General features: G+C 69.0%; 17 protein-coding genes. 6 read left to right on the forward strand and 11 right to left on the reverse strand.

Annotated features, from left to right (window positions below):
- Nucleotides 1-3: 3 nt before the first annotated feature.
- On the reverse strand, nt 4-1359 hold the full coding sequence (locus tag ACZ3HL_RS35315; protein ID WP_465535647.1) for an NlpC/P60 family protein: 1356 nt from the start codon (nt 1357-1359) through the stop codon (nt 4-6).
- 341 nt (nt 1360-1700) lie between these two features.
- On the opposite strand from ACZ3HL_RS35315, the gene acnA reads away from it, so the two are divergent.
- Both acnA and ACZ3HL_RS35325 read left to right on the forward strand, forming a co-directional pair.
- Nucleotides 1701-4508 carry an aconitate hydratase AcnA gene (gene acnA, locus ACZ3HL_RS35320; protein WP_465535648.1) on the forward strand — a complete coding sequence of 936 codons (2808 nt, stop codon included), beginning with the start codon at nt 1701-1703 and terminating at the stop codon, nt 4506-4508.
- Between the two features lie 76 nt (nt 4509-4584).
- Entirely contained in the window at nt 4585-5388 is an 804-nt protein-coding gene (locus ACZ3HL_RS35325; RefSeq protein ID WP_465535650.1) for an alpha/beta fold hydrolase, read from the forward strand.
- A gap of 15 nt (nt 5389-5403) precedes the next feature.
- On the opposite strand, the gene ACZ3HL_RS35330 is transcribed toward ACZ3HL_RS35325, so the two are convergent.
- Complete coding sequence (locus ACZ3HL_RS35330) at nt 5404-5874, reverse strand: MgtC/SapB family protein (RefSeq protein ID WP_465422134.1); 471 nt, start codon at nt 5872-5874, stop codon at nt 5404-5406.
- Nucleotides 5875-6009: 135 nt separating this feature from the next.
- Nucleotides 6010-6963: a LysR family transcriptional regulator gene (locus ACZ3HL_RS35335; protein ID WP_465535652.1), complete on the reverse strand. Its 954-nt coding sequence runs from the start codon at nt 6961-6963 to the stop codon at nt 6010-6012.
- 144 nt (nt 6964-7107) lie between these two features.
- Here ACZ3HL_RS35335 and ACZ3HL_RS35340 point away from each other — a divergent pair, with 144 nt between their 5' ends.
- Genes ACZ3HL_RS35340 through ACZ3HL_RS35350 form a run of 3 tightly spaced genes read left to right on the forward strand, consistent with a single transcriptional unit; the run spans nt 7108 to nt 9792 of the window.
- Nucleotides 7108-8526: an MFS transporter gene (locus ACZ3HL_RS35340; protein WP_465535689.1), complete on the forward strand. Its 1419-nt coding sequence runs from the start codon at nt 7108-7110 to the stop codon at nt 8524-8526.
- 12 nt (nt 8527-8538) lie between these two features.
- Entirely contained in the window at nt 8539-9429 is an 891-nt protein-coding gene (locus ACZ3HL_RS35345) for an SDR family oxidoreductase (RefSeq protein ID WP_465535653.1), read from the forward strand.
- 15 nt (nt 9430-9444) lie between these two features.
- Nucleotides 9445-9792, forward strand: a complete 348-nt coding sequence (locus ACZ3HL_RS35350; protein WP_465535655.1) for a darcynin family protein — start codon at nt 9445-9447, stop codon at nt 9790-9792.
- Here the strand turns inward: ACZ3HL_RS35350 and ACZ3HL_RS35355 are convergent.
- The 8 genes from ACZ3HL_RS35355 to ACZ3HL_RS35390 all read right to left on the reverse strand — a co-directional run bounded on the left by ACZ3HL_RS35355 (nt 9782) and on the right by ACZ3HL_RS35390 (nt 18356).
- Nucleotides 9782-10501, reverse strand: a complete 720-nt coding sequence (locus ACZ3HL_RS35355; protein WP_465535657.1) for a nucleotidyltransferase domain-containing protein — start codon at nt 10499-10501, stop codon at nt 9782-9784. The two genes, ACZ3HL_RS35350 and ACZ3HL_RS35355, sit on opposite strands and share 11 nt — an antisense overlap.
- Before the next feature lie 218 nt (nt 10502-10719).
- Nucleotides 10720-12324: an alpha/beta hydrolase gene (locus ACZ3HL_RS35360; protein ID WP_465535658.1), complete on the reverse strand. Its 1605-nt coding sequence runs from the start codon at nt 12322-12324 to the stop codon at nt 10720-10722.
- Between the two features lie 156 nt (nt 12325-12480).
- Nucleotides 12481-12903 (reverse strand): nitroreductase family deazaflavin-dependent oxidoreductase, encoded by a 423-nt coding sequence (locus ACZ3HL_RS35365; protein WP_465422180.1) that lies wholly within the window; start codon nt 12901-12903, stop codon nt 12481-12483.
- Nucleotides 12904-12949: 46 nt separating this feature from the next.
- The gene (egtD, locus tag ACZ3HL_RS35370) at nt 12950-13927 is read right to left on the reverse strand and encodes an L-histidine N(alpha)-methyltransferase (RefSeq protein WP_465535659.1); all 978 of its coding nucleotides are present in this window, start codon (nt 13925-13927) and stop codon (nt 12950-12952) included.
- On the reverse strand, nt 13924-14688 hold the full coding sequence (gene egtC / locus ACZ3HL_RS35375; protein WP_465535661.1) for an ergothioneine biosynthesis protein EgtC: 765 nt from the start codon (nt 14686-14688) through the stop codon (nt 13924-13926). Before egtC ends, egtD begins: the two co-directional genes overlap by 4 nt.
- A gap of 5 nt (nt 14689-14693) precedes the next feature.
- The gene (gene egtB, locus ACZ3HL_RS35380) at nt 14694-16043 is read right to left on the reverse strand and encodes an ergothioneine biosynthesis protein EgtB (RefSeq protein ID WP_465535662.1); all 1350 of its coding nucleotides are present in this window, start codon (nt 16041-16043) and stop codon (nt 14694-14696) included.
- A complete protein-coding gene (locus ACZ3HL_RS35385) occupies nt 16040-17302 on the reverse strand; it encodes a glutamate-cysteine ligase family protein (RefSeq protein ID WP_465535663.1) in 1263 nt (420 codons plus the stop codon). The genes egtB and ACZ3HL_RS35385 overlap by 4 nt, the downstream gene beginning before the upstream one ends.
- Before the next feature lie 130 nt (nt 17303-17432).
- Nucleotides 17433-18356, reverse strand: coding sequence for a LysR family transcriptional regulator (locus tag ACZ3HL_RS35390; RefSeq protein WP_465422144.1), 924 nt, complete (start codon nt 18354-18356; stop codon nt 17433-17435).
- 162 nt (nt 18357-18518) lie between these two features.
- On the opposite strand from ACZ3HL_RS35390, the gene ACZ3HL_RS35395 reads away from it, so the two are divergent.
- Nucleotides 18519-19706, forward strand: a complete 1188-nt coding sequence (locus ACZ3HL_RS35395; RefSeq protein ID WP_465535664.1) for a Glu/Leu/Phe/Val dehydrogenase dimerization domain-containing protein — start codon at nt 18519-18521, stop codon at nt 19704-19706.
- Nucleotides 19707-19719: the final 13 nt, after the last annotated feature.

Below are 19719 nucleotides of genomic sequence, written 5' to 3' on the forward strand. Positions count from 1 at the left end.
GACCTAGCCGATCAAGCGGGTCGCGTACGGCATGATGCCGCCGTAGCGCACCGGCGCGATGCGGACCCGCAGACCGGACTGCGGCGCCTCGACCATCTGCCCGTTGCCGAGGTACATCGCGACGTGGTGGATACCCCGTGCGCTGCCGCCCCAGAAGAGCATGTCGCCGCGGCGCATCTGGGACAGTGGCACCTTCCGCCCGGCGTTGTACTGGTAGCCGCTGTAGTGCGGGAGCGACTTCACCCCGGCGAACGCGTAGATCATCAGGCCCGAGCAGTCGAAGCCGATCTTGTTGTAATCGCCGTAACGGTCCGCCGTGCCACCGTCGCGGATACCGCGCGTCGGGCCGGACGTATTGCCGCCGCCCCACGCGTACACCACTCCGAGCTGCGACAAAGCCCGCCGGACGACGGCTTCGACACTCGCCCCGGCGGGGGCCGACTGGACGGGCCTGGCGGTCGGACGGCCACCGCCGCCCTGACCGGGGCTGGGCCTCGACGCGGCGAGAGCGGCCTGACGGGCGCGCTCCTCGTCCTCGCGGGCCTTCTGCGCCTTCCACTCCTCGTAACGCTGCCGCTGCCCCTGCAGGCCGCTGACCTTCTGCTGCGCTTCGAAGAGCTGCTTCTCGACACTCGCCCGGTCGGCTTCGAGCTTCTGGTTCTGCGCGGCCTGGGTGTCCTGCGCGTGCTGTGCGGCGCTCTGCGCGTTGTCGGCCTCGTGTTTCGCCGCGTCGGCCGCGCGCTTGCGCTCCTGCGCGATCTCCAGCTTCTTGCGCGCGGTCGCGTCCTTGTTGGACTTGTCCGTCTGCGCGCGCTTCATCGTGTCGAGCGCGTTGAGCCTGCTGCCGCCGACCGCGTCGAGCATCTGGGCGCGGCCGAGCAGTTCCTTCGGGCTGTTGGCCGTCAGGTACGCCGAAACCGAGCCGATCTTGCTGCCCTGCTGGAAGCTGGCGGCGGCGAACCGGTCGAGGTCGGCGCGGGCCTTGTCGATGGCGGCCTGCGCCGCGTCGGATTCGGTGCGCGCGGCCTTCGCGTCGCGATCGGCCTGCGCGGCTTCGTCCTGCGCGGTCTCCGCGTCGACCCTCGCCTTGTTGGCCTCTTCCATCTTCAGCTCGACGTCGTCGTTGAGCTGGGCGAGCTTCGACTCGGCCTGGGCCAGCTGGTTCGTGAGCCTGCCGACGTCACCCGCCTTGGCGTTGGCCTCGGCCTTGCTGGAGTTGATCTCGGAGTCGCTGGGGTTCGGCGGGGGCGGCGGTACCGCGATGGCGGTACCCGTCACCCCGAGCAACAGGGCGATTCCCAGGGCGCCGATGGTCGCGCCACGGCGGGCACCGGCCCCAGACCCGGTTTCACCACGCACGATCCACCCACCTCCCGATCTTGAACGACGACCTCACTGTGCCACTGCCGTCACAGCATTACCAGAAGCACCACCAGGAACTTACACACCGTAGGCACCATTTCCCCTCAACGGGGGACGAACAGACGAACGTTTCGTCACTCGAACGGCCGCAGGTGGATGAGACCTTCGTGACCCGCGTGTCGGCTTGCCAGGTAAAAAGGACGGGCGTACTGTTTGAAGAGACGAACGAGGTGTGCCATCCCGCGTCCGGACCTACGGTGGGGGTGCGCAAGACTCGCTCCCGGCCGACCCGAACGGCCTGGAGAACTCACCGAACTGACCCGCCACTGGAGTTAGAAGTGACCGCACCCGCCAGCAAGGACAGCTTCGGCGCCAAAGACACGCTGAAGGTGGGCGACGCCTCCTACGAGGTGTTCCGCCTGAACAAGGTCGAGGGCTCCCAGCGCCTTCCCTACAGCCTGAAGATCCTGCTCGAGAACCTGCTGCGGACCGAGGACGGCGCGAACATCACCGCCGACCACATCCGCGCGCTCGGCAACTGGGACGCCAAGGCCGACCCGTCGATCGAGATCCAGTTCACGCCCGCCCGCGTGATCATGCAGGACTTCACCGGCGTGCCCTGTGTCGTCGACCTCGCCACCATGCGCGAGGCCGTCACCGACCTCGGCGGCGACCCGGACAAGGTCAACCCGCTCGCCCCCGCCGAGCTGGTCATCGACCACTCCGTCATCATCGACGTCTTCGGCCGCGCCGACGCCTTCGAGCGCAACGTCGAGATCGAATACGAGCGCAACCGCGAGCGTTACCAGTTCCTGCGCTGGGGCCAGGGCGCCTTCGACGAGTTCAAGGTCGTCCCGCCGGGCACCGGCATCGTGCACCAGGTGAACATCGAGCACCTCGCGCGCACGGTCATGGCCCGCAACGGCCAGGCGTACCCCGACTCCTGCGTCGGCACCGACTCGCACACCACCATGGTCAACGGCCTCGGCGTGCTGGGCTGGGGCGTCGGCGGCATCGAGGCCGAGGCCGCCATGCTGGGACAGCCGGTCTCCATGCTCATCCCGCGCGTCGTGGGCTTCAAGCTCACCGGCGAGATCCCGACCGGCGTGACCGCCACCGACGTCGTGCTCACCATCACCGAGATGCTGCGCAAGCACGGTGTGGTCAGCAAGTTCGTCGAGTTCTACGGCGAGAGCGTCGGCGCGGTGCCGCTGGCCAACCGCGCCACCATCGGCAACATGAGCCCGGAGTTCGGCTCCACCGCGGCGATCTTCCCGATCGACGAGGAGACCGTCCGCTACCTCAAGCTCACCGGCCGGTCCGAGGAGCAGGTCGCGCTCGTCGAGGCCTACGCCAAGGAGCAGGGCCTCTGGCACGACCCGTCGCACGAGCCGGAGTACTCCGAGTACATCGAGCTGGACCTGTCGACGGTCGTCCCGTCGATCGCCGGCCCGAAGCGCCCGCAGGACCGCATCGAGCTCACCGACGCGAAGAACTCGTTCCGCAAGTCGATCCACGACTACGTCGGCGGCGAAGAGGTCCCGCACACCAACGTGGACGAAGCCGTCGAGGAGTCCTTCCCGGCCAGCGACCCGGCCGCCCTTTCGTTCAAGGACGAGGGCGCGGTCGACATCCAGTCGGCGGCGAACGGCCACAGCGGCCGCCCGACCAACCCGGTCAAGGTCAGCAGCGCCGACCGCGGCGAGTTCATCCTCGACCACGGCGCCGTGGTGATCGCCTCGATCACCTCCTGCACCAACACCTCCAACCCGTCGGTCATGCTCGGCGCGGCGCTGCTCGCCCGGAACGCGGTCGACAAGGGCCTCGCGGTCAAGCCGTGGGTCAAGACCTCGATGGCGCCGGGTTCGCAGGTCGTCACCGACTACTACGACAAGGCCGGCCTCTGGCCGTACCTGGAGAAGCTGGGCTACCACCTGGTCGGCTACGGCTGCACCACCTGCATCGGCAACTCCGGCCCGCTCTCGGACGAGATCTCCGCCGCGATCCAGGAGAACGACCTCACCGCGGTTTCGGTGCTCTCGGGCAACCGGAACTTCGAAGGCCGCATCAACCCCGACGTGAAGATGAACTACCTCGCGTCGCCGCCGCTGGTCATCGCGTACGCGCTCGCCGGCACGATGGACTTCGACTTCGAGAACCAGCCGCTCGGCCAGGACACCGACGGCAACGACGTCTTCCTGAAGGACATCTGGCCGTCGGCCAAGGAGATCCAGGAGACCATCGACTACGCGATCACGCAGGAGATGTTCACCAAGGACTACGCCGACGTCTTCGACGGTGGCGAGCGGTGGAAGTCGCTGCCCACCCCCGAGGGCAAGACCTTCGACTGGGACGCGGAGTCCACCTACGTCCGGAAGCCCCCGTACTTCGAGGGCATGCAGGCGGAGCCGTCCCCGGTCACCGACATCTCCGGCGCGCGCGTGCTGGCGAAGCTGGGCGACTCGGTCACCACCGACCACATCTCCCCCGCCGGCGCGATCAAGCCGGGCACCCCGGCCGCGCAGTACCTGACCGAGCACGGCGTGGAGAAGAAGGACTTCAACTCCTACGGCTCGCGTCGGGGTAACCACGAGGTCATGATCCGCGGCACCTTCGCGAACATCCGGCTGCGCAACCAGCTGCTGGACGACGTGCAGGGCGGCTACACCCGCGACTTCACCCAGGACGACGCCCCGCAGGCGTTCATCTACGACGCGGCGCAGAACTACGCGGCGCAGGACATCCCGCTGGTCGTCCTCGGCGGCAAGGAGTACGGCTCCGGTTCGTCCCGTGACTGGGCGGCCAAGGGCACGAGCCTGCTGGGTGTGCGTGCGGTGATCACCGAGTCGTTCGAGCGCATCCACCGGTCCAACCTGATCGGCATGGGCGTCATCCCGCTGCAGTTCCCGGCGGGCGAGTCGGCCTCGTCGCTCGGCCTCGACGGCACCGAGACGTTCGACATCTCGGGCATCACGAAGCTGAACGACGGCGAAACCCCGCGCACGGTCCACGTCACCGCGACGAAGACCGATGGCACCAAGGTGGAGTTCGACGCGGACGTCCGCATCGACACCCCTGGTGAGGCGGACTACTACCGCAACGGCGGCATCCTGCAGTACGTCCTGCGGAAGATGACCCAGGCGTAAGCACGGCACGCGAAAGGTCCCTTTCCCCGCACTTTTGGGGAAAGGGACCTTTCGCGTTTTTCGGTAGCGTGGCCTTATGACCACGGGGAGAGTTCAGGTCCAGAACGGCGAACTGGCGTACGAGGTCCGGGGTGAAGGCGATCCGGTGATCCTGCTCCACGGCGGGATGCTCGACTCCCGGATGTGGGACGCGGAGATGTCGGCGCTCGCACGTCACCACACCGCCATCCGGTACGACGCGCGCGGACACGGCGACTCTTCCACCCCGGCGGCGCGGTTCAAGCACTACGAGGATCTCCGCGAGCTGTTGACCGCGTTGGGACTCCACCGCGCTTCGCTGGTCGGGCTGTCCGGCGGCGGGCGGATCGCGGTCGATTTCGCGCTGACCTACCCGGATCTCGTCCAGGATCTCGTGCTCGTCGCCACCGGCCTCAGCGCGATGGCGACGAAGGACCCCTTCGTCCTGGAACAGACCGAGAAACTCGAGGAGGCGGGCGCCAGGGGTGATCTTCCCGCCGCCATCGAGTACATCCTGCGCATGTGGGTGGACGGGCCGCGGCGCGCGCCCGCGGACGTCGATCAACGGGTCCGGCGGCTGGGTCAGGAGATGTACACGCAGACGATCGTCCGGCACGGACTATCGGGCTTCACGCGGATGGACGAGCTACGCGCCATCGAACGTATCGGCGAGCTGACCCCGCGCACCTTGACCTTGGTGGGAGAGCTGGATTCCACGGATATCGTCGCCATCGCCGACCAGATCGAAAGCGAAGCCCGCGACGCCCGGAAACTGGTCGTCCCCGGGGTCGCGCACATGATCAATCTGGAGAAACCCGCCGAGTTCTCCCGGATACTGCTGGACTTCCTGTCCGGCTCGTGAGTGGTGAGGACTGTTCTAACCGTCCTTACCACTCACGAGGTCTTCTTCCCGGTGCTCCGGGCGGCGGTCGACGACGCGACCGAGCGGGCGCAACAGCACGTTGACCCCGACGATCACCACGGTCCCGGCGAGCGCGACGACGTAAAGCCCCGCTCCCGCAAGGGATCCGACGGCCGCCGAGCACCACAGCGTGGCCGCGGTGTTGAGCCCGCGCACGTTCAGCCCGTCCCGGAGGATCACCCCGGCGCCGAGGAAACCGATACCGGAGACGATCTGGGCGGCGACGCGGGTCGGGTCGGCGTCACCGCTGGTGTTCAGCCCGCCGAAACCGTGGGCGGACAGCAGGACGAAGAGGGTCGCGCCGACGGCGACGAGGGCGTTGGTGCGGAGCCCGGCCATCCGGGCGCGGTACTGGCGCTCGATGCCGATGACGGCGCCGAGGCCGACGCCGGTGCCGACCCTGAGCAGCATTTCGAAGGTGTTCATGATTCCGGCTCTTTTCTGGCGTGCGTACACAAAGCCAGACAGGGAAAGGAGACCGGAGAAGGTCAGCGCACCGCGCACCCGGGTGAACGGCGACCACGTCCGGTCGGTCCAGAACTGTCTTCCGGCATGTGCCGCTCACCTCGCTTTCGTACTCGATCGGTGTTGATCAACCTTCGGCACTTTACCACCGGACGGCCCGAGCGCGGCGTGGATCGTGTCACGTAGCCAGCGCTGGGCCGGGTCGGCGTCGAGCCGTGCGTGCCAGAGCTGGCAGACCTCGATCGGCGGGAGATCCGCGGGGATCGGGAACCAGCGGATGCCGAGCGACCGGCCGTACTGCTCGGCGAGCCGCTGAGGCGCGAGCCCGACGTAGTCGCTCGACGCGGCCAGGAACGCGGCGACGGCGGAGGTGGGGACGACCGCCGCGACCCGGCGCTGGAGACCGGCGGCCTCGAGCACGTCGTCGAGTGGCCCTCTGCCCCGTCCGCGTCGAGATGCGGACACGTGCGGATACCGGCAAAGCTGCGTCAGCGTCGGGCGGCGCACGCCGCCGAGCGGGCCGTCCGCCCTGACGATCGCGACCACTCGTTCGCGGTACAGCAGCGTCGAACGGATATCGGGCGCGGTGATGTCGCCCGCGCCGATGTCCAGATCCACCGAACCGTCGCGCAAGGCCTCGGTGCTTTCGCTGCCTTCGGCGACGAAACGCAGGACCACCCCCGGCGCGACCGCGGCGGTCGCCTCGGCGACGGCCGTCACCAAGGTCGCGGCGACACCGTCGTTGATGCGGATGGTGAAGGTGCGTTCGAGGTCCCCGATCGCCAGCTCGCGGTCGGCGCTGATCAAGGCCGACGCCTCGTCGAGCAGGGACCGCACCCGCGGGGCCGTCCGGAGCGCGAACGGCGTCGGCACCATCCCACGGCCGGCGCGCACCAGGATCGGGTCGCCCATCGCCCGCCGCAACCGGCCCAGCGCCCGGCTGGCCGCGGGGATCGACAGATGCAGCCGTTCGGCCGCCGCCGTCACGCTGCCCTCCCGCAGCAACGCGTCGAACACTCGCAGAAGATTGAGGTCCAGCTGGTCGGCCATGGTTGCATGGTACGCAACTCTGGATTGCCAAAGTTGCGTGGCGCGAATAACCGGCAGGCTCATAGCGTCGTGGACATGCCACTCCGACTTCAAGTCCGCGACTCCCCCGAGGCCGCGACGGACCGGCACGGCCTGCCGGCCGTCATGTGCGCCTGTGTCGTGCTCATGGTCGGGATGGTCGCCGCGATCAACCTCGCCGTCCCGATGCTGGCCGCGAGCGACCTCCACCCGTCCGCGTCGGCACTGATCTGGATCGTCGACACCTACGTCGTTTTCTTCGCCTGTCTCGTGATCCCCGGCGGAGCGGCGGGCGACCGCTTCGGCCGCAAAGGCGTCCTGCTCGCCGGTCTGGCACTGTTCGCGCTCGGCGCGTTGCTGTCGGCACTCGCGCCGGACGTACCTTTCCTGCTGACCGGCCGGGCGATCACGGGGATCGGGGCCGCCGCGGTGCTGCCCAACACGCTCGCCGTCCTGCTGCACGCCGTCCCAGCCGAACGCAAGGGCGTCACCATCGCGACCTGGGCGTCGATGACCGGGATCGGTGGTGTCGTGGGGAACGTCGGCGGCGGCGCGGTCCTCTCGGGCGGGTCGTGGCGCTGGCTGTTCGCGGCCGCCGTCCCGGTCTCACTGACGCTCGTCGTACTCGTCGCCCGGATCGCGCCGGTGTCACCGAGGCACGAGCGGCCGCTCAGTCCGCTCGGTGCCGTCCTGCTCGTCGGCGCGTCGGTGGCGTTGCTGCTAGGCATCGTCGAAGGCCCCGAAGCGGGTTGGGGCAGCCCGATCGTCCTGACCGGATTCACCGGTGCGATCGTGCTTTTCGCCCTGTGGACGTACGTGGAGCTGAAGGCCGGGCACCCGCTGCTCGACCCCCGGTTGTTCCGCGTGCCGGCGCTGCGCAGCGCCTGTCTCGGCATGACCACGATCTTCTTCGGAATGTTCGCGCTGTTCTACGTCAACGCGTCTTTTCTCCAATACGGCAAGGGTTTCAGTGTGCTGCTGACCGGGCTCGGGATCATCCCGCTGACCGTCCCGGTGATCCTCGGCGCGCGGAGCGTCGGCAAACTCGTCCAGCGCCTCGGAGTCGACGCCGTCATCACCCTCGCGTTCGTCTTCTGTGGCGGCGGCCTCATCGGACTGTCCACAAGCGACACCGCGACGCCGTACGCGGTCTACGCGGCCTGGCTCGTGATGACCGGGATCGGTGTCACGCTGGCCCTTCCGACGCTGTCCGCCGCGATCTCCGGTTCGCTGCCTCCGGCGCAGGCCGGTGTCGGCGCCGGGCTACAGGCCACCACACGCGAATTCGGCAGCGCGCTCGGGGTCGCGGTCATCGGCACCGTCCTCACCGGACGGTTCGTCGCCGCGCTGCCGTCCGGCATCCGCGCGGACCACGATCCGCACACCGTGGCGCAGGCGCTGGCGGCCGTACCCGGCCGCTCTCCCGAAGTGATCTCCGCGTTCGTCACCGGCGCGAGCACGGCGCTGCGGGTGATCGGCGTGAGCGTGCTCGTCCTCGGGGCGCTCGTCGTCCTCCAATCACGGCTCTCCCGCGAAACCCAGTAGAAGGAGCATTCCATGCACGTATTCGTCACCGGGGCGACCGGCTGGATCGGGTCGGCCGTCGTCGACGAGTTGCTCGACGCCGGTCACGAGGTCACCGGCCTCGCCCGCTCGGACGCCTCCGCCGCCGCCCTGGAACGGAAGGGCGCCGGCGTCCGCCGCGGCGACCTGGACGACCTCGACGGCCTCCGCGCGGGCGCCGAAGAGGCCGACGCCGTCATCCACCTGGCGAACAAACACGACTGGGGCAACCCCGCCGAGTCCAACCGGGCCGAACGGGCCGCCGTCCAGACCTTCGCCGACGCCTTGACCGGGACGGGCCGGGCCTTCGTTCTCGCCGCGGGCCTCTCGACCCTGGTCAAGGGACGCCCCGCCACCGAAAGCGACCTCTCCCCCGCCTTCGGCCCCGATTCCCATCGCGGCGGAGCCGAGAACCTCGCGCTCGAGTACGCCGAAAAGGGCATGCGTGTGATCAGTGCCCGCTTCGCGCCGTCGGTGCACGGCGTGGGCGACCATGGGTTCGTCGCCGCGCTCGTCGCGGCCGCCCGCAAGCACGGCGTGTCCGGTTACGTCGGCGACGGCACCGCCGCCTGGGCCGCCGTGCACCGCACCGACGCCGCCCGGCTCGTCCGGCTTGCGCTGGACGGCGCGCCCACCGGCACGCTGCTCCACGCGGTCGCCGAAGAAGCGGTCACGACTCGGGAGATCGCCGAAGCCATCGGGCGAACGCTGGGCCTTCCAGTGGTGTCCGTGGCGCCGGAGAACGCCGCCGGGCACTTCGGCTTCGTCGGCCGGTTCTTCGCGCTGGACATGTCGGCGTCCAGCGCGCGAACCCGCGAACTCCTCAAGTGGACCCCGCACGGACCGAGCCTGGCCGAGGACATCGAAGCCGGCTCCTACGCCTGACCGAGAGGAATCATCATGTCCGAAGTGACTGCTTTCATGCTGGTGAAGACCACACCGGACTGGCTCGGCCTCACCGTCGAGCAGCGGGTGAAGGCCTTCAAGACCGAGGTCCTCCCGGTGATCGAGAGCAGGGTGAAGGGTGTCCGGTCCCGGTTCTTCGACACCGAGTTCTACTCCGCGCGAGTGACCGACGTGTGGGTGTGGGAGGCGGACGACCATCAGTCGTACCAGTTGCTCATCGAGGCGCTGCGCGAGACGCCCTTCTGGGACCGGTATTTCGAGGTGGTCGACCTTCTGGTCGGGGTCGAGAACGCGTACGCGACGAATTACGGTCTCGACGCCTACGCGAGCGTCAACGTCTGAAGGCGGCGGGAGCGCCTCGCCGGTAGCCCACCAGAAGGCGGCCTCCCACACCTTCGAGGACAGCTGCGGCGACCCGCCGCATCGGAGCCGGATCACCCGCGCAGACGACCTGCCGGTAGCCGAGCAGGAGTTCCCGGCAGAGCTCCGGATCGGCCTCTCTGAGCCGTCGCAGGAGCCACTTGCCGTGGGATCGCCACCGGCCACCTGCCAGGAGTACCAGCTCGGCGACCGCGATCAACAGCCGATCGGCGATGAAGACCAGCTCATCGGGATCGTCGGCCCCGTCGAGATCGTCCAAGAGGTCGGTGAGCAGGTATCGATGGTCCTCCAGATCGGTCGCGGACAACGGCGGAGGCCCGGCGCGCAGGCGCGCCCGGGCGTCCGCCCGCGTCCGACGGCCGAAGCCGTCGCGGTCGAGAAGAACGACCCCTTCCCCGCACATGTGCAGCAGAGGCGAGCGGCGGTCCGCTGTCTCCCGATCGGCGAAGCTCTCGTACGACTCGGCGGTATGGCAGAACAGTTCGACCGGCACGCCGTCCAGTTCGGTCGTTTCGCGGAACGGCGCGGGCGGTCCGTCGAGGAACACGACGACGTCGAGATCCGAACTCGCGGTGCGCCTTGCGGTGTTCGCGCTTCCTCCCAGGATCGCGGCCCTCGCGGCGGGGAAACGAGCCTCGACCACTTCGCGAGCGATACGGACGGGATCCATCCGTCCAGCATGCCGGTGGGGTGAGCCAGGCGCACCGGCGGCCGCGACCAAGCCGAAGCCGGTGCCCTGGTTACCCACCCGGATCTCCTGGACGAGCAGTTCGTCCGGCCGATCCGGCCCTCCCCGTCCGGAACCCTAGGGCCGGGTGTTCGGGACCGGTCCCGAACACCACGAAGGCCACCGCCGTGGCGATGGCCTTCGTGTTCATCAGCCCTGGATCAGGCGGTTTCGAACGGCTGGACGTTCGGCTGGAAGACCTGGCCGTTGGCCGGCACCTTCAGGTCGATCAGGTAGTCGGCCGTCACCTTGTCCACCCCGAGCGAGTCGCCAAGGATGCAGTGCCCGAAGGCGTCGACCGAGAGAAGGCGGGCGTTGCCCAGCTGGTCGGCCATCCGCTTCGAGAACAGGTACTGGGTCGCCGGGTCGTAGTAGTTGCCGACGACCAGCACCGGGGTGTCGGTCTTGGCCTGCCACGGGCCGCGGTAGACGTCCGGCTTCTTCGCCGGCCACACCGGGCAGCCCGCCACGTCCGCGAACGCCTGGTAGCGACCGAAAGTGGGCGATTCCTTCTCCCACTTCGCGGCGATCTCCGGAACCTTCTCCTGCTTGATCGTGATCTTCTTGTCCGAGCAGTTCACCGCGAAGTAGGAGTCGTCGCCGGTGTAGGGGCTGTCCGGGTTCGCGTCCGCGCGCCCGTTCGCCCCCGACCGAAGCACCTTCAGCTCGACGGCCTGCGCCGTCTGCGCCTGCGCGGCGGGCGGGTGGACGATGTTGTACAGCGCCTGCAGGTCGTCGGCCAGCGGCGGGAACGACGTCGGCGAGTACAGCACCCCGGCCACCGTGCTGGTGAACGCGTTGATGTCGTAGCTGCTCCCGTCCGGCAGCTTGATCGGCTGCTGGCGCAGATAGCCGCGGATCTCGTCGAACTTCTCCCGCGGCGTACCGGCGCTGAAGGAGCACTTCGGCCCGACCTGCGCGCACTTGCGCAGGAAGGCGTCCAGCGCGATCTCGAACCCGCGAGCGCGCTCGCGGTCGTACTGCACGCCATCGCTGGTGCGCAGTGCCGGGTCGACGTTGCCGTCGATGACGATCGCCCGGCTCTGCTTCGGGAACATCGACGTGTACGTCGACCCGATCAGAGTCCCGTACGAGAAGCCGACGAAGGTCAGCTTCTGGTCGCCGACGGCCGCCCGCATCTTGTCGAGGTCACGCACGACGTCCTTGGTGGACATGTGGTTCAGCAGCGCGCCCGCGTTGTTCTTGCAGAACTGGCCGTAGTCGCGGTACGAGGCCAGCGTCCCGGAGATCTCCTGCCGGGTCAGCGGCACGGGGATCTGCGCGGAGAAGACGTCGTTCGCGTCTTCCTGCGTGGTGAAGCATTTGAGCGGGTTGCTCGCCCCGACCCCGCGCGGGTCGAACCCGATCAGGTCGAACCGGTCCAGCACCTGCGGCTGGAAGAAGTTCGCCGCGCCGATCGGCATCCGGAACCCGGAACCGCCGGGACCGCCCGGGTTGAGGAACAGCGAACCGACCTTCTTGTCAGGCGTCTTCGCCGCCCGCTTCAGCATCGCGATGTCGATGGTGCCGAGCGCCGCGTTGTCGTGGTCGATCGGCACGCGATACCGCGCGCAGCTGTAGAACTTGACCTGGTCGGCGGGAACACCGCGGATCTGGTCCGCCGTGCAGGCACCCCAGTTCACCGGCGCCGTCACGCCGACCTGGGCGGCGGGCGTCCCGGCCTCCTGGGCGGCGACCGCCGTCCCGGACCCCCCGGTCAACGCGGCGCCGGCCACGAGTGCCCCTACCAGTGCGAAACCGCGCACCGGCCTCCTTGTGGATCTCGGCAAAACGACTCCTCCCTCGGCTGGCGACGTGACGGACCACGTCGCTCGGCGCGCCGTCGACGTCACGGCGCGTAACACCAAGCGAGCCTCGCACAAGCCGGTAACCCAGTCACCGGCCGAAAGGATGGTACGAACCTATCGAGTGGTTGTCTTCAACTCGAAAATCGGTAACACACGGCGAGCGGTTTGCTCTTCCATGGAGTAACCGGGCCAGAACTCCAGCAGCAGTTTCCACATCGCTTCGTACTCGTCTCCGCGCAGTTCCCTGGCCCTGACCGGGATCTCCTTACCCGCCAGCGCGACGACCGCGTCGGGATTCGACCGCAGATTGTGGGTCCACGCCGGATCTTTCGGCCTCCCCCAATTGGAGCCGACGAGCACGAAGTCCTCACCGTGCGGGAAGTACAGGAGATTGGTAGCGCGCGGCAGCCCGCTCTTGCGGCCGGTCGTGGTCAGGCGCAGGGAAGGGAGCCCGGCCAGCGCGACCAGGCTCACCTTCCCCTTGAACAGCCGGTGGAGTCTCTTGTCCACCCAGATGATCCCGCCCGCGAGCCCCATCAGCCACGGTTTCGTGCCGAGCGCGCGGGCGAGCGACGTGAGAGGGTTAGTCACGGACAGATCTTGCCAGGCTCACCCCGAACCGCGATTCCGAGTCCGTCCACCATTTCTCCACCGAGAAACCGGCGGCGGCCAGTTCCGCGGCGATCCCCTCCCGCCGGAACTTCGCGGAGATCTCGGTGCGCACGTATTCGCCCTCGTCGAACTTCACCTGCAGACCGGCACCCGGGATGTCGACGGTCAGCGCTTCGCGGGCGCGCAGGCGCATTTCGATCCATTCGTTCTCCTCGTCCCAATACGAGACGTGGTCGAAGGCGGCCGGGTCGAAGTTCGCGCCGAGACCGTTGTTGATCACGTGGAGCATGTTGCGGTTGAACTCGGCGGTGACCCCGGCCGCGTCGTCATAGGCGCGCTCCAGGGTTTCCCGGTCCTTCACCAGATCCGTCCCGAGGAGGAACCACTCCCCTTCGTCGAGCACGTCGCGGACCGAGCGCAGGAAGGTGACACGGTCGGCGGGGAGGAAATTGCCGATCGTGCCGCCGAGGAAGACCACCAGCCGCGGGCGATCGCCCGGCAGCAGATCGAGATGCCGGGTGAAGTCACCGACCACGCCCCGGACTTCGAGGCTCGGGTAGTCGGCCGTGATGGCTTCCGCGGCGTCCGCGAGCGCGGTTTCGGAGACGTCGAGCGGGACGAACTCCTTCAACGTGCCGTGGCTCGTGAGCGCGTCGAGCAGGAGCCTTGTCTTCTCGCTCGATCCTGAACCCAGCTCGACGAGGGTGTGCGCGCCCGAGCTTTCGGCGATCTCACCACCGCGTGCCGCGAGCACCTCTCGTTCGCTCCGGGTCGGGTAGTACTCGGGAAGGGCGGTGATCTTCTCGAACAGTTCGCTGCCGCGGGCGTCGTAGAACCATTTGGGCGACAACCACTTCTGGTCCGCCTCCAGGCCGGCGCGGACGTCCGCGCGCAGCTGTTCGGTGATATCCGATTCGCTGTGGTGTACGTCGAGGTCGACTTCGGTCATCGTGCCTCAGGGCTCCGATCGGCTTCGAGGGGAAGGATTTCCACGCCCGCGCCGGTGACCCGGACGGCGTGTCGGTCGGGAACGGGAGTCCAGCCGGGATCGTCGTCGCACGGTTCCGACGCGACGAGCACACCGCCTCCGGTGTCCCGATAGGACAGGGAATGCGTCCACGCGGTACCGACGAGCGTCCGGCCGTCGGTCAGCAGGAGATTGAGCCGCGAACCCGGCCCCGCCTCCTCGACCACTCCGGTCAGCCACGTGACGGACGCGAGCGGGTCTTCACCCGACTCCAGCCGCTCACTCAGCAACGCCCACAGCAGTACCGAATCCGTGGTCGCCTCCAACGTCAGCAGCCGGGTGATCGGCAGTTTCGCGGCGAGCTCGGACATCGAGTCCGGCCAGCCCCGCACCAGCCCGTTGTGGCTGAAGAGGTGACCACCGCCGGTGAACGGCGCGTTCGCCGCCTCGACCACGGGCATCCCCGTCGTACCGTTCCGGACCGCCGCCAGGAAGGCGTGGGACCGGATCGATCCGGCCAGCGCCGGGAGGTCCCCGTCCGTCCACAAGGGAGCGGACCTGCGCAGCCGCAGCGGTTCGGCGCCTTCGGCGTACCAGCCGAGGCCGTATCCGTCGGCGTTGACCGAACCACCGCCCCGCATGTCACGAGGGGCGTAGGACTGCACGAGCAGCGAATGAGGGGCGTGAAAGAGCATCTCGGCCGGCGAACGCGGCTCGCCGAGATACGCGAGGTGACGGCACATCGCCCTCAGGCCACCTCGCTCGGACGGGCGTCCCGGGCGCAGCGGAACCCGGAGAAGATCTGCCGCCGGATCGGGTGATCCCAGTTGCGGAACGTGCCGCGGATGGCCGCCGCGTCCGTGCCGAAGGAGCCACCCCGCAGGATCCGGTAGTCCCCGCCGAAGAACACCTCCGAGTACTCCTTGTAGGGGAACGCGGCGAATCCCGGATACGCTTCGAAGCCGCTGCTGGTCCACTCCCACACGTCACCGATCAGCTGGTGCACGCCCAGCGGCGAGGCACCCGCCGGGTACGCGCCGACCTCCGCGGGCCGCAGATGCCGCTGCCCGAGGTTCGCGTGATCGGGAGTGGGTTCCTCGTCGCCCCACGGGAACCGGCGCGACCGGCCGGTCGCCGGGTCGAACCGGGCGGCCTTCTCCCATTCCGGTTCGGTCGGCAGACGACGGCCGGCCCAGGCGGCGTACGCCTCGGCCTCGTGGAAGGAAACGTGGACGACGGGTTCCGCGGCGGGCACCTTCTCGTAGACGCCGAACCGCGTCCGCCACCAGCCGTCCTGCTCGCGTTTCCAGAAGCGCGGCGCCTGGATGCCGTGCTCGCTCCGGTACGCCCAGCCACGCTCGCTCCACCACTTCGGGTCTTCGTAGCCCCCGGAATCGAGGAACTCGGCGTACGCCCCACAGGTGACCGGTGTGGCGTCGATGAAGAACGCTTCCACCGCGACCTCGTGCGCCGGGCGCTCGTTGTCCAGCGCCCACGGCTCGGCGGAGGTGCCCATGGTGAAGACGCCGGCGGGTACGAACACCTCCGTGGGCAGTGGCCCGGACCGCGACGGCGGAGGCTCGGGCGCGTGCAGCACCGGATCGCCCTTGCGGAGCTGATGGGTGGCCAGCATCGTCTCGTCGTGCTGCTGCTCGTGCTGGGTGATCATGCCGAAGGCGAAGGCGTCCTCGGTGAGCCGCCTGCCTTGCAGTGGAACGGTTTCCAGGATGTCGAAGGATTTCTCCCTGACCTCGCGGACGTACCTGCGCGCCTCCTCCGGGCCCAGCAGCGGCAGTGCCGGACGATCCGCGCGGGCGTGCTGGAACGCGTCGTAGATGTCGTCGATGTCGGGCCGGAGCGCCTCACGGCCGCCCACGTCGCGCACCAGCCAGAGCTCTTCCTGGCTGCCGATGTGCGCGAGGTCCCAGACCAGCGGCGACATCAGTTTCGAATGCTGGCGGACCAGGTCTTCGTCGTCCACGTCCGTCAGCGCGACGCTGCGCTCGCGGGCCCTGGTGAGCGCCTCGGCCGCGTGCGCCCGCAGGTCTTGCGGGCTCAGCGCGCGAAGCGGGTTGGTCTCGGTGCTTTCCACGCTCATGACTGGTGGCTCCTCGAACCGCGCAAGAGGGACTGCACGCCCTCGCTGATCTCCGTGATGGTCTCCGGCGGCAGACCGGTGGTGCCGAGTTCGGCACAGGCGAGGTCCACCACCTTGCTCGCGACGGTGGCGATCGCCGGGTCGGCCAGGCCGTACCGGGCCGCCCGCTCCCAGCCGCCCGTGACCGGTTCGCACAGTTCGAGCACCTTGTCCACTGTGGACGGCCGGGCGAGCAGTGCGGCCAGCAGGGCCACCGGGTGCAGCCAGTTGGCGGCGGGCTGGGCGTCCAGGTACCGGATCTCCAGATACCCCTGTGGACGGACCGGGGTGAAGAAGGTCGTCAGGTGATAGGCCAGGTCGTCCTCGGTCGGCCTGTCGAGCCCGGCGCCCTCGCCCCGTCCGTCGATCCAGTCGGCGAAGGTCAGGGAATCCGGAGCGTCCCAGCGGCCGTCGTCACCGGGGAGCACCATCAACGGGGTGTCCAGGATCCTGCGTGCCCACTCCCCCGCCGGATCCCGGGTCGGTTCCGCCGACCGGGTGCGGACCCGTTCCGTTTCCATCACGGCGAGCCAGCGCGCGGACGCGTGGCCGGTGTCGCGTCCGGCGTGGACCCGGGAGTTGGCGAAGGTGGCCAGCAGAGGCGGACCCAGCGCGTGGACCGCAGCCCAGCGGTCGGCCAGGTCGCCCGCCTCCCCGGTGTCCACACAGACCTGCAGGCCGGCGGTGCTGCACATCATGGTCGCGCCCCCGGCGCCCATGGGGGCGAAACGGCGTTCCATCGCCGCGTAGCGCGGCGTGCCCAATTTGCGGGCGGGGGCGCGATGCCGGTCTATCCCGGAGTCCCCCAGGTACAGGCCTCGTGCGGCGAGAAGATTTTCGAGGTGGGCCAGATCGGCCGAGACGACGGCGTCCAAGTGACGCAGCGTGGTCTGTGGCCGGGCGGAGATCTCCACCTGGCATCCGGGCTCGAGGCTCAGTGGTGAACCTGCCGGAAGCGGGAGGGCGGGGCTGTCGGGGCGCAGGGTCCGCGGCGTATGCGGGCCGAGCGCGGTGGCGAGATCGTCGGGATCGAGAGGCCGGGCGGGCTCGTCGGCGTAGTGCACGGTGAATTCCAGCTCTACGCCGAGAAGTCTCGGTGGCCCGTGCTTGAAGCACACGGAAGCCACATACGCCTCGCCCTCGGCGCGGTCCGAAAGGACCTTCGCCGTCGCGTTCGACGCGCTCCCGGACTTCTCGGGGAAATCATGAACAGTAGTCATCTTTCCGCCGTCCAGTCGGTTGTCCGATAACTGAGATACCTTGACTTCGGACGCTACACGCGGGGTCCGACAAATTCAGGCCGGTTCTCGCCGGGCAGGATCGCCCGACCACCTCTCAGGACCGGGCGATTCAGGGCAAAGCGGGCTCCGTGCCCAGCCCCAGCGCGGCGGCCGCGTCGCGGACCGCCTCGATCACCAGCTGCAGCGCCGGTCGCCGCGACGAGGTCGTCCGGTAGGCGATCGAAACCGTCCGGAGCAACGGTGTGGTCAACGCGACGACGTCGATCCCCGGCGGCCGGAGGCCGAGCCCGAGATCCGACACGAGGGTCACCCCGAGCCCCGCCCGGACCATCGCCATCGCCGTCGACTGCTCCTCGACCTCGTGGTTGATCTTCGGCTCGAACCCGTGGCGGTGACACGCCGTGCGCACCGCGCGGCCGAAATGGCTCTTCGGGCTGGCGAGGATCCACGGATGCTCGGCCAGTTCGAGCAGCGACGCGCTCCCCGCGGGGACGGCGCCGGCGGGCACCGCGGCGTGCAGCCGTTCGACCGCGATCACCGCGCGTTCCAGCCCGGCGTCCCACGGCATCGGCGCGTCGGAGTAGTCGATCACGAACGACAGATCCAGTTCGCCGTCCCGGACGGCGTCGGCCGTGTCCTCGGGGGCGAGCTCACGGGTCCGGACCTGGATCCCCGGATGCGCGCCCGCCAGCGCGGTCAGCGCGTGCGGAAGCAGTCCCGAGGCGACCGACGCCCACACTCCCGCCATGAGCCGTACCGAGACGGTCTCCTGCGCCTCCTCCAAGGCCAGTGTCGCCCGCTCGACGGACCCCAGGATCTCCTCGGCGTGCTCGGTGAGCAACAGCCCCAGTTCGGTCAGCTGCACCCGCCTGCCGAAGCGTTCGAACAGCTTCGCGCCCACGTCCCGCTCCAGCTGCGCCAGCTGTTGCGACACCGCCGAAGCGGTGTAATGCAGCGAAGCGGCGGCCGCCGTGACGGTGCCACGACGGCTCAGCTCGCGGAGCATCCTCAGGCGGTGCAACGAAAGCTCCATGACCCCAAACGTAATCGGGCGCGGTCACGGACGCCGGATGGCGCGTTACACCAGTTTCTCTGCACGACATCGTTCAGATTCGGTAAATGGACGCCCGTGCCCGGCAGGGCGCACCCTCGGAAGTGGCGCAGGACGACCCCGAATCCCGAAGGAGGTGGCCGCATGGCCGCGAGGAACGCCGAACCGCTGATGAGGCTCATCTGGACCGACCCCGTCACCGGTGCCACCGGCTACCTCGTAGTGCACAGCCTGGTCTCCGGTATCGCGACCGGCGGGACCAGGATGCGCGCGGGCTGCACGATGTCGGAGGTCGAGGACCTGGCGAGGGGGATGGCGAACAAGACCGCGACCTTCGGCCTGCCGGTCGGCGGCGCCAAGGGCGGTATCGACTTCGATCCGAAGGACGAGCGCGCCTTCGGTGTGCTGGAACGGTTCTGCGCGTTCCTGCGACCGTGGATCGACAACCACTGGGTGACCGCCGAGGACCTCGGTGTGCCCCAGCATCTGATCGACGAGGTGTTCGCGAAGCTCGGGCTCGAGCAGTCGTATCACGCGGCGATCCGCCGTTCGGCCGACCCGGCGCACACCCTTCGCCGCGTGCAGGCCGGGTTGAGCACACCGGTACCCGGCGGGCTCCTGCTCGGCGACGTGATCGGCGGTTACGGCGTCGCGCAGGCCTGCCTCGGTGTCGCGGACGCGTGGGAATGGGCCGCCGAGAACACCACGGTCGCCGTCCAGGGCATTGGCACCATGGGCGGGGGCGCGGCCTGGTACCTGCACGAAGCCGGCATGAAGGTGGTCGCGGTCGCCGACGCGGCCGGGACGCTGTACCGGCCCGAAGGCCTCGACATCCCGGCGCTGCTGGAGCTGCGGGACGCTTATGGCGAGATCGACCGCGGCCGGCTTCCCGCCGACGTCCGGCTGCTTCCGCGCGACGAGATCGTGGCGACGGACGCCGACATCCTCGTCCCGGCCGCGATCTCCTACGCGCTGCGCGCCGGGAACCAGGGCTTGGTCAAGGCGAAGGTCGTCATCGAAGCCGCCAACGCGGCGACCACTCCCGACGCCGAAGCGGGACTGGCTGCTCGCGGCATCCCGGTGATCCCGGACTTCGTCGCGAACGCGGGGGCGGCCGCCTGGGCCTGGTGGCTCCTGCTCGGCGAGGTCGGCGCCGATCCGGCCGACTCGTTCCTGCGCCTGCGGACCGAGATGCGGGCGAAGGTGGCGCTGCTGCTGAGTTCGTGGAACCTCGACCGGATCTCCCCGCGCACCACCGGCCTGCGGCTCGCCGAAACCACCCGTTCGGACGCCACCACTCACGAAACCGCGCCCGCCCTGGTCATCCCCTGAGAGTGCGCGTGAA

The organism is Amycolatopsis sp. NPDC000009 (genome assembly GCF_055563465.1).

What these genes read in the sequence shown, in the direction of transcription:
- ACZ3HL_RS35330 (WP_465422134.1), bottom strand. Translation starts at nt 5,874, where the DNA reads ATGAACACCTTCGAAATGCTGCTCAGGGTCGGCACCGGCGTCGGCCTC.
- ACZ3HL_RS35385 (WP_465535663.1), bottom strand. Translation starts at nt 17,302, where the DNA reads ATGACTACTGTTCATGATTTCCCCGAGAAGTCCGGGAGCGCGTCGAAC.
- ACZ3HL_RS35365 (WP_465422180.1), bottom strand. Translation starts at nt 12,903, where the DNA reads ATGGGGCTCGCGGGCGGGATCATCTGGGTGGACAAGAGACTCCACCGG.
- ACZ3HL_RS35355 (WP_465535657.1), bottom strand. Translation starts at nt 10,501, where the DNA reads ATGGATCCCGTCCGTATCGCTCGCGAAGTGGTCGAGGCTCGTTTCCCC.
- ACZ3HL_RS35350 (WP_465535655.1), top strand. Translation starts at nt 9,445, where the DNA reads ATGTCCGAAGTGACTGCTTTCATGCTGGTGAAGACCACACCGGACTGG.
- egtD (WP_465535659.1), bottom strand. Translation starts at nt 13,927, where the DNA reads ATGACCGAAGTCGACCTCGACGTACACCACAGCGAATCGGATATCACC.
- egtB (WP_465535662.1), bottom strand. Translation starts at nt 16,043, where the DNA reads ATGAGCGTGGAAAGCACCGAGACCAACCCGCTTCGCGCGCTGAGCCCG.
- ACZ3HL_RS35395 (WP_465535664.1), top strand. Translation starts at nt 18,519, where the DNA reads ATGGCCGCGAGGAACGCCGAACCGCTGATGAGGCTCATCTGGACCGAC.
- ACZ3HL_RS35340 (WP_465535689.1), top strand. Translation starts at nt 7,108, where the DNA reads ATGTGCGCCTGTGTCGTGCTCATGGTCGGGATGGTCGCCGCGATCAAC.
- ACZ3HL_RS35345 (WP_465535653.1), top strand. Translation starts at nt 8,539, where the DNA reads ATGCACGTATTCGTCACCGGGGCGACCGGCTGGATCGGGTCGGCCGTC.
- egtC (WP_465535661.1), bottom strand. Translation starts at nt 14,688, where the DNA reads ATGTGCCGTCACCTCGCGTATCTCGGCGAGCCGCGTTCGCCGGCCGAG.
- ACZ3HL_RS35390 (WP_465422144.1), bottom strand. Translation starts at nt 18,356, where the DNA reads ATGGAGCTTTCGTTGCACCGCCTGAGGATGCTCCGCGAGCTGAGCCGT.
- ACZ3HL_RS35325 (WP_465535650.1), top strand. Translation starts at nt 4,585, where the DNA reads ATGACCACGGGGAGAGTTCAGGTCCAGAACGGCGAACTGGCGTACGAG.
- ACZ3HL_RS35335 (WP_465535652.1), bottom strand. Translation starts at nt 6,963, where the DNA reads ATGGCCGACCAGCTGGACCTCAATCTTCTGCGAGTGTTCGACGCGTTG.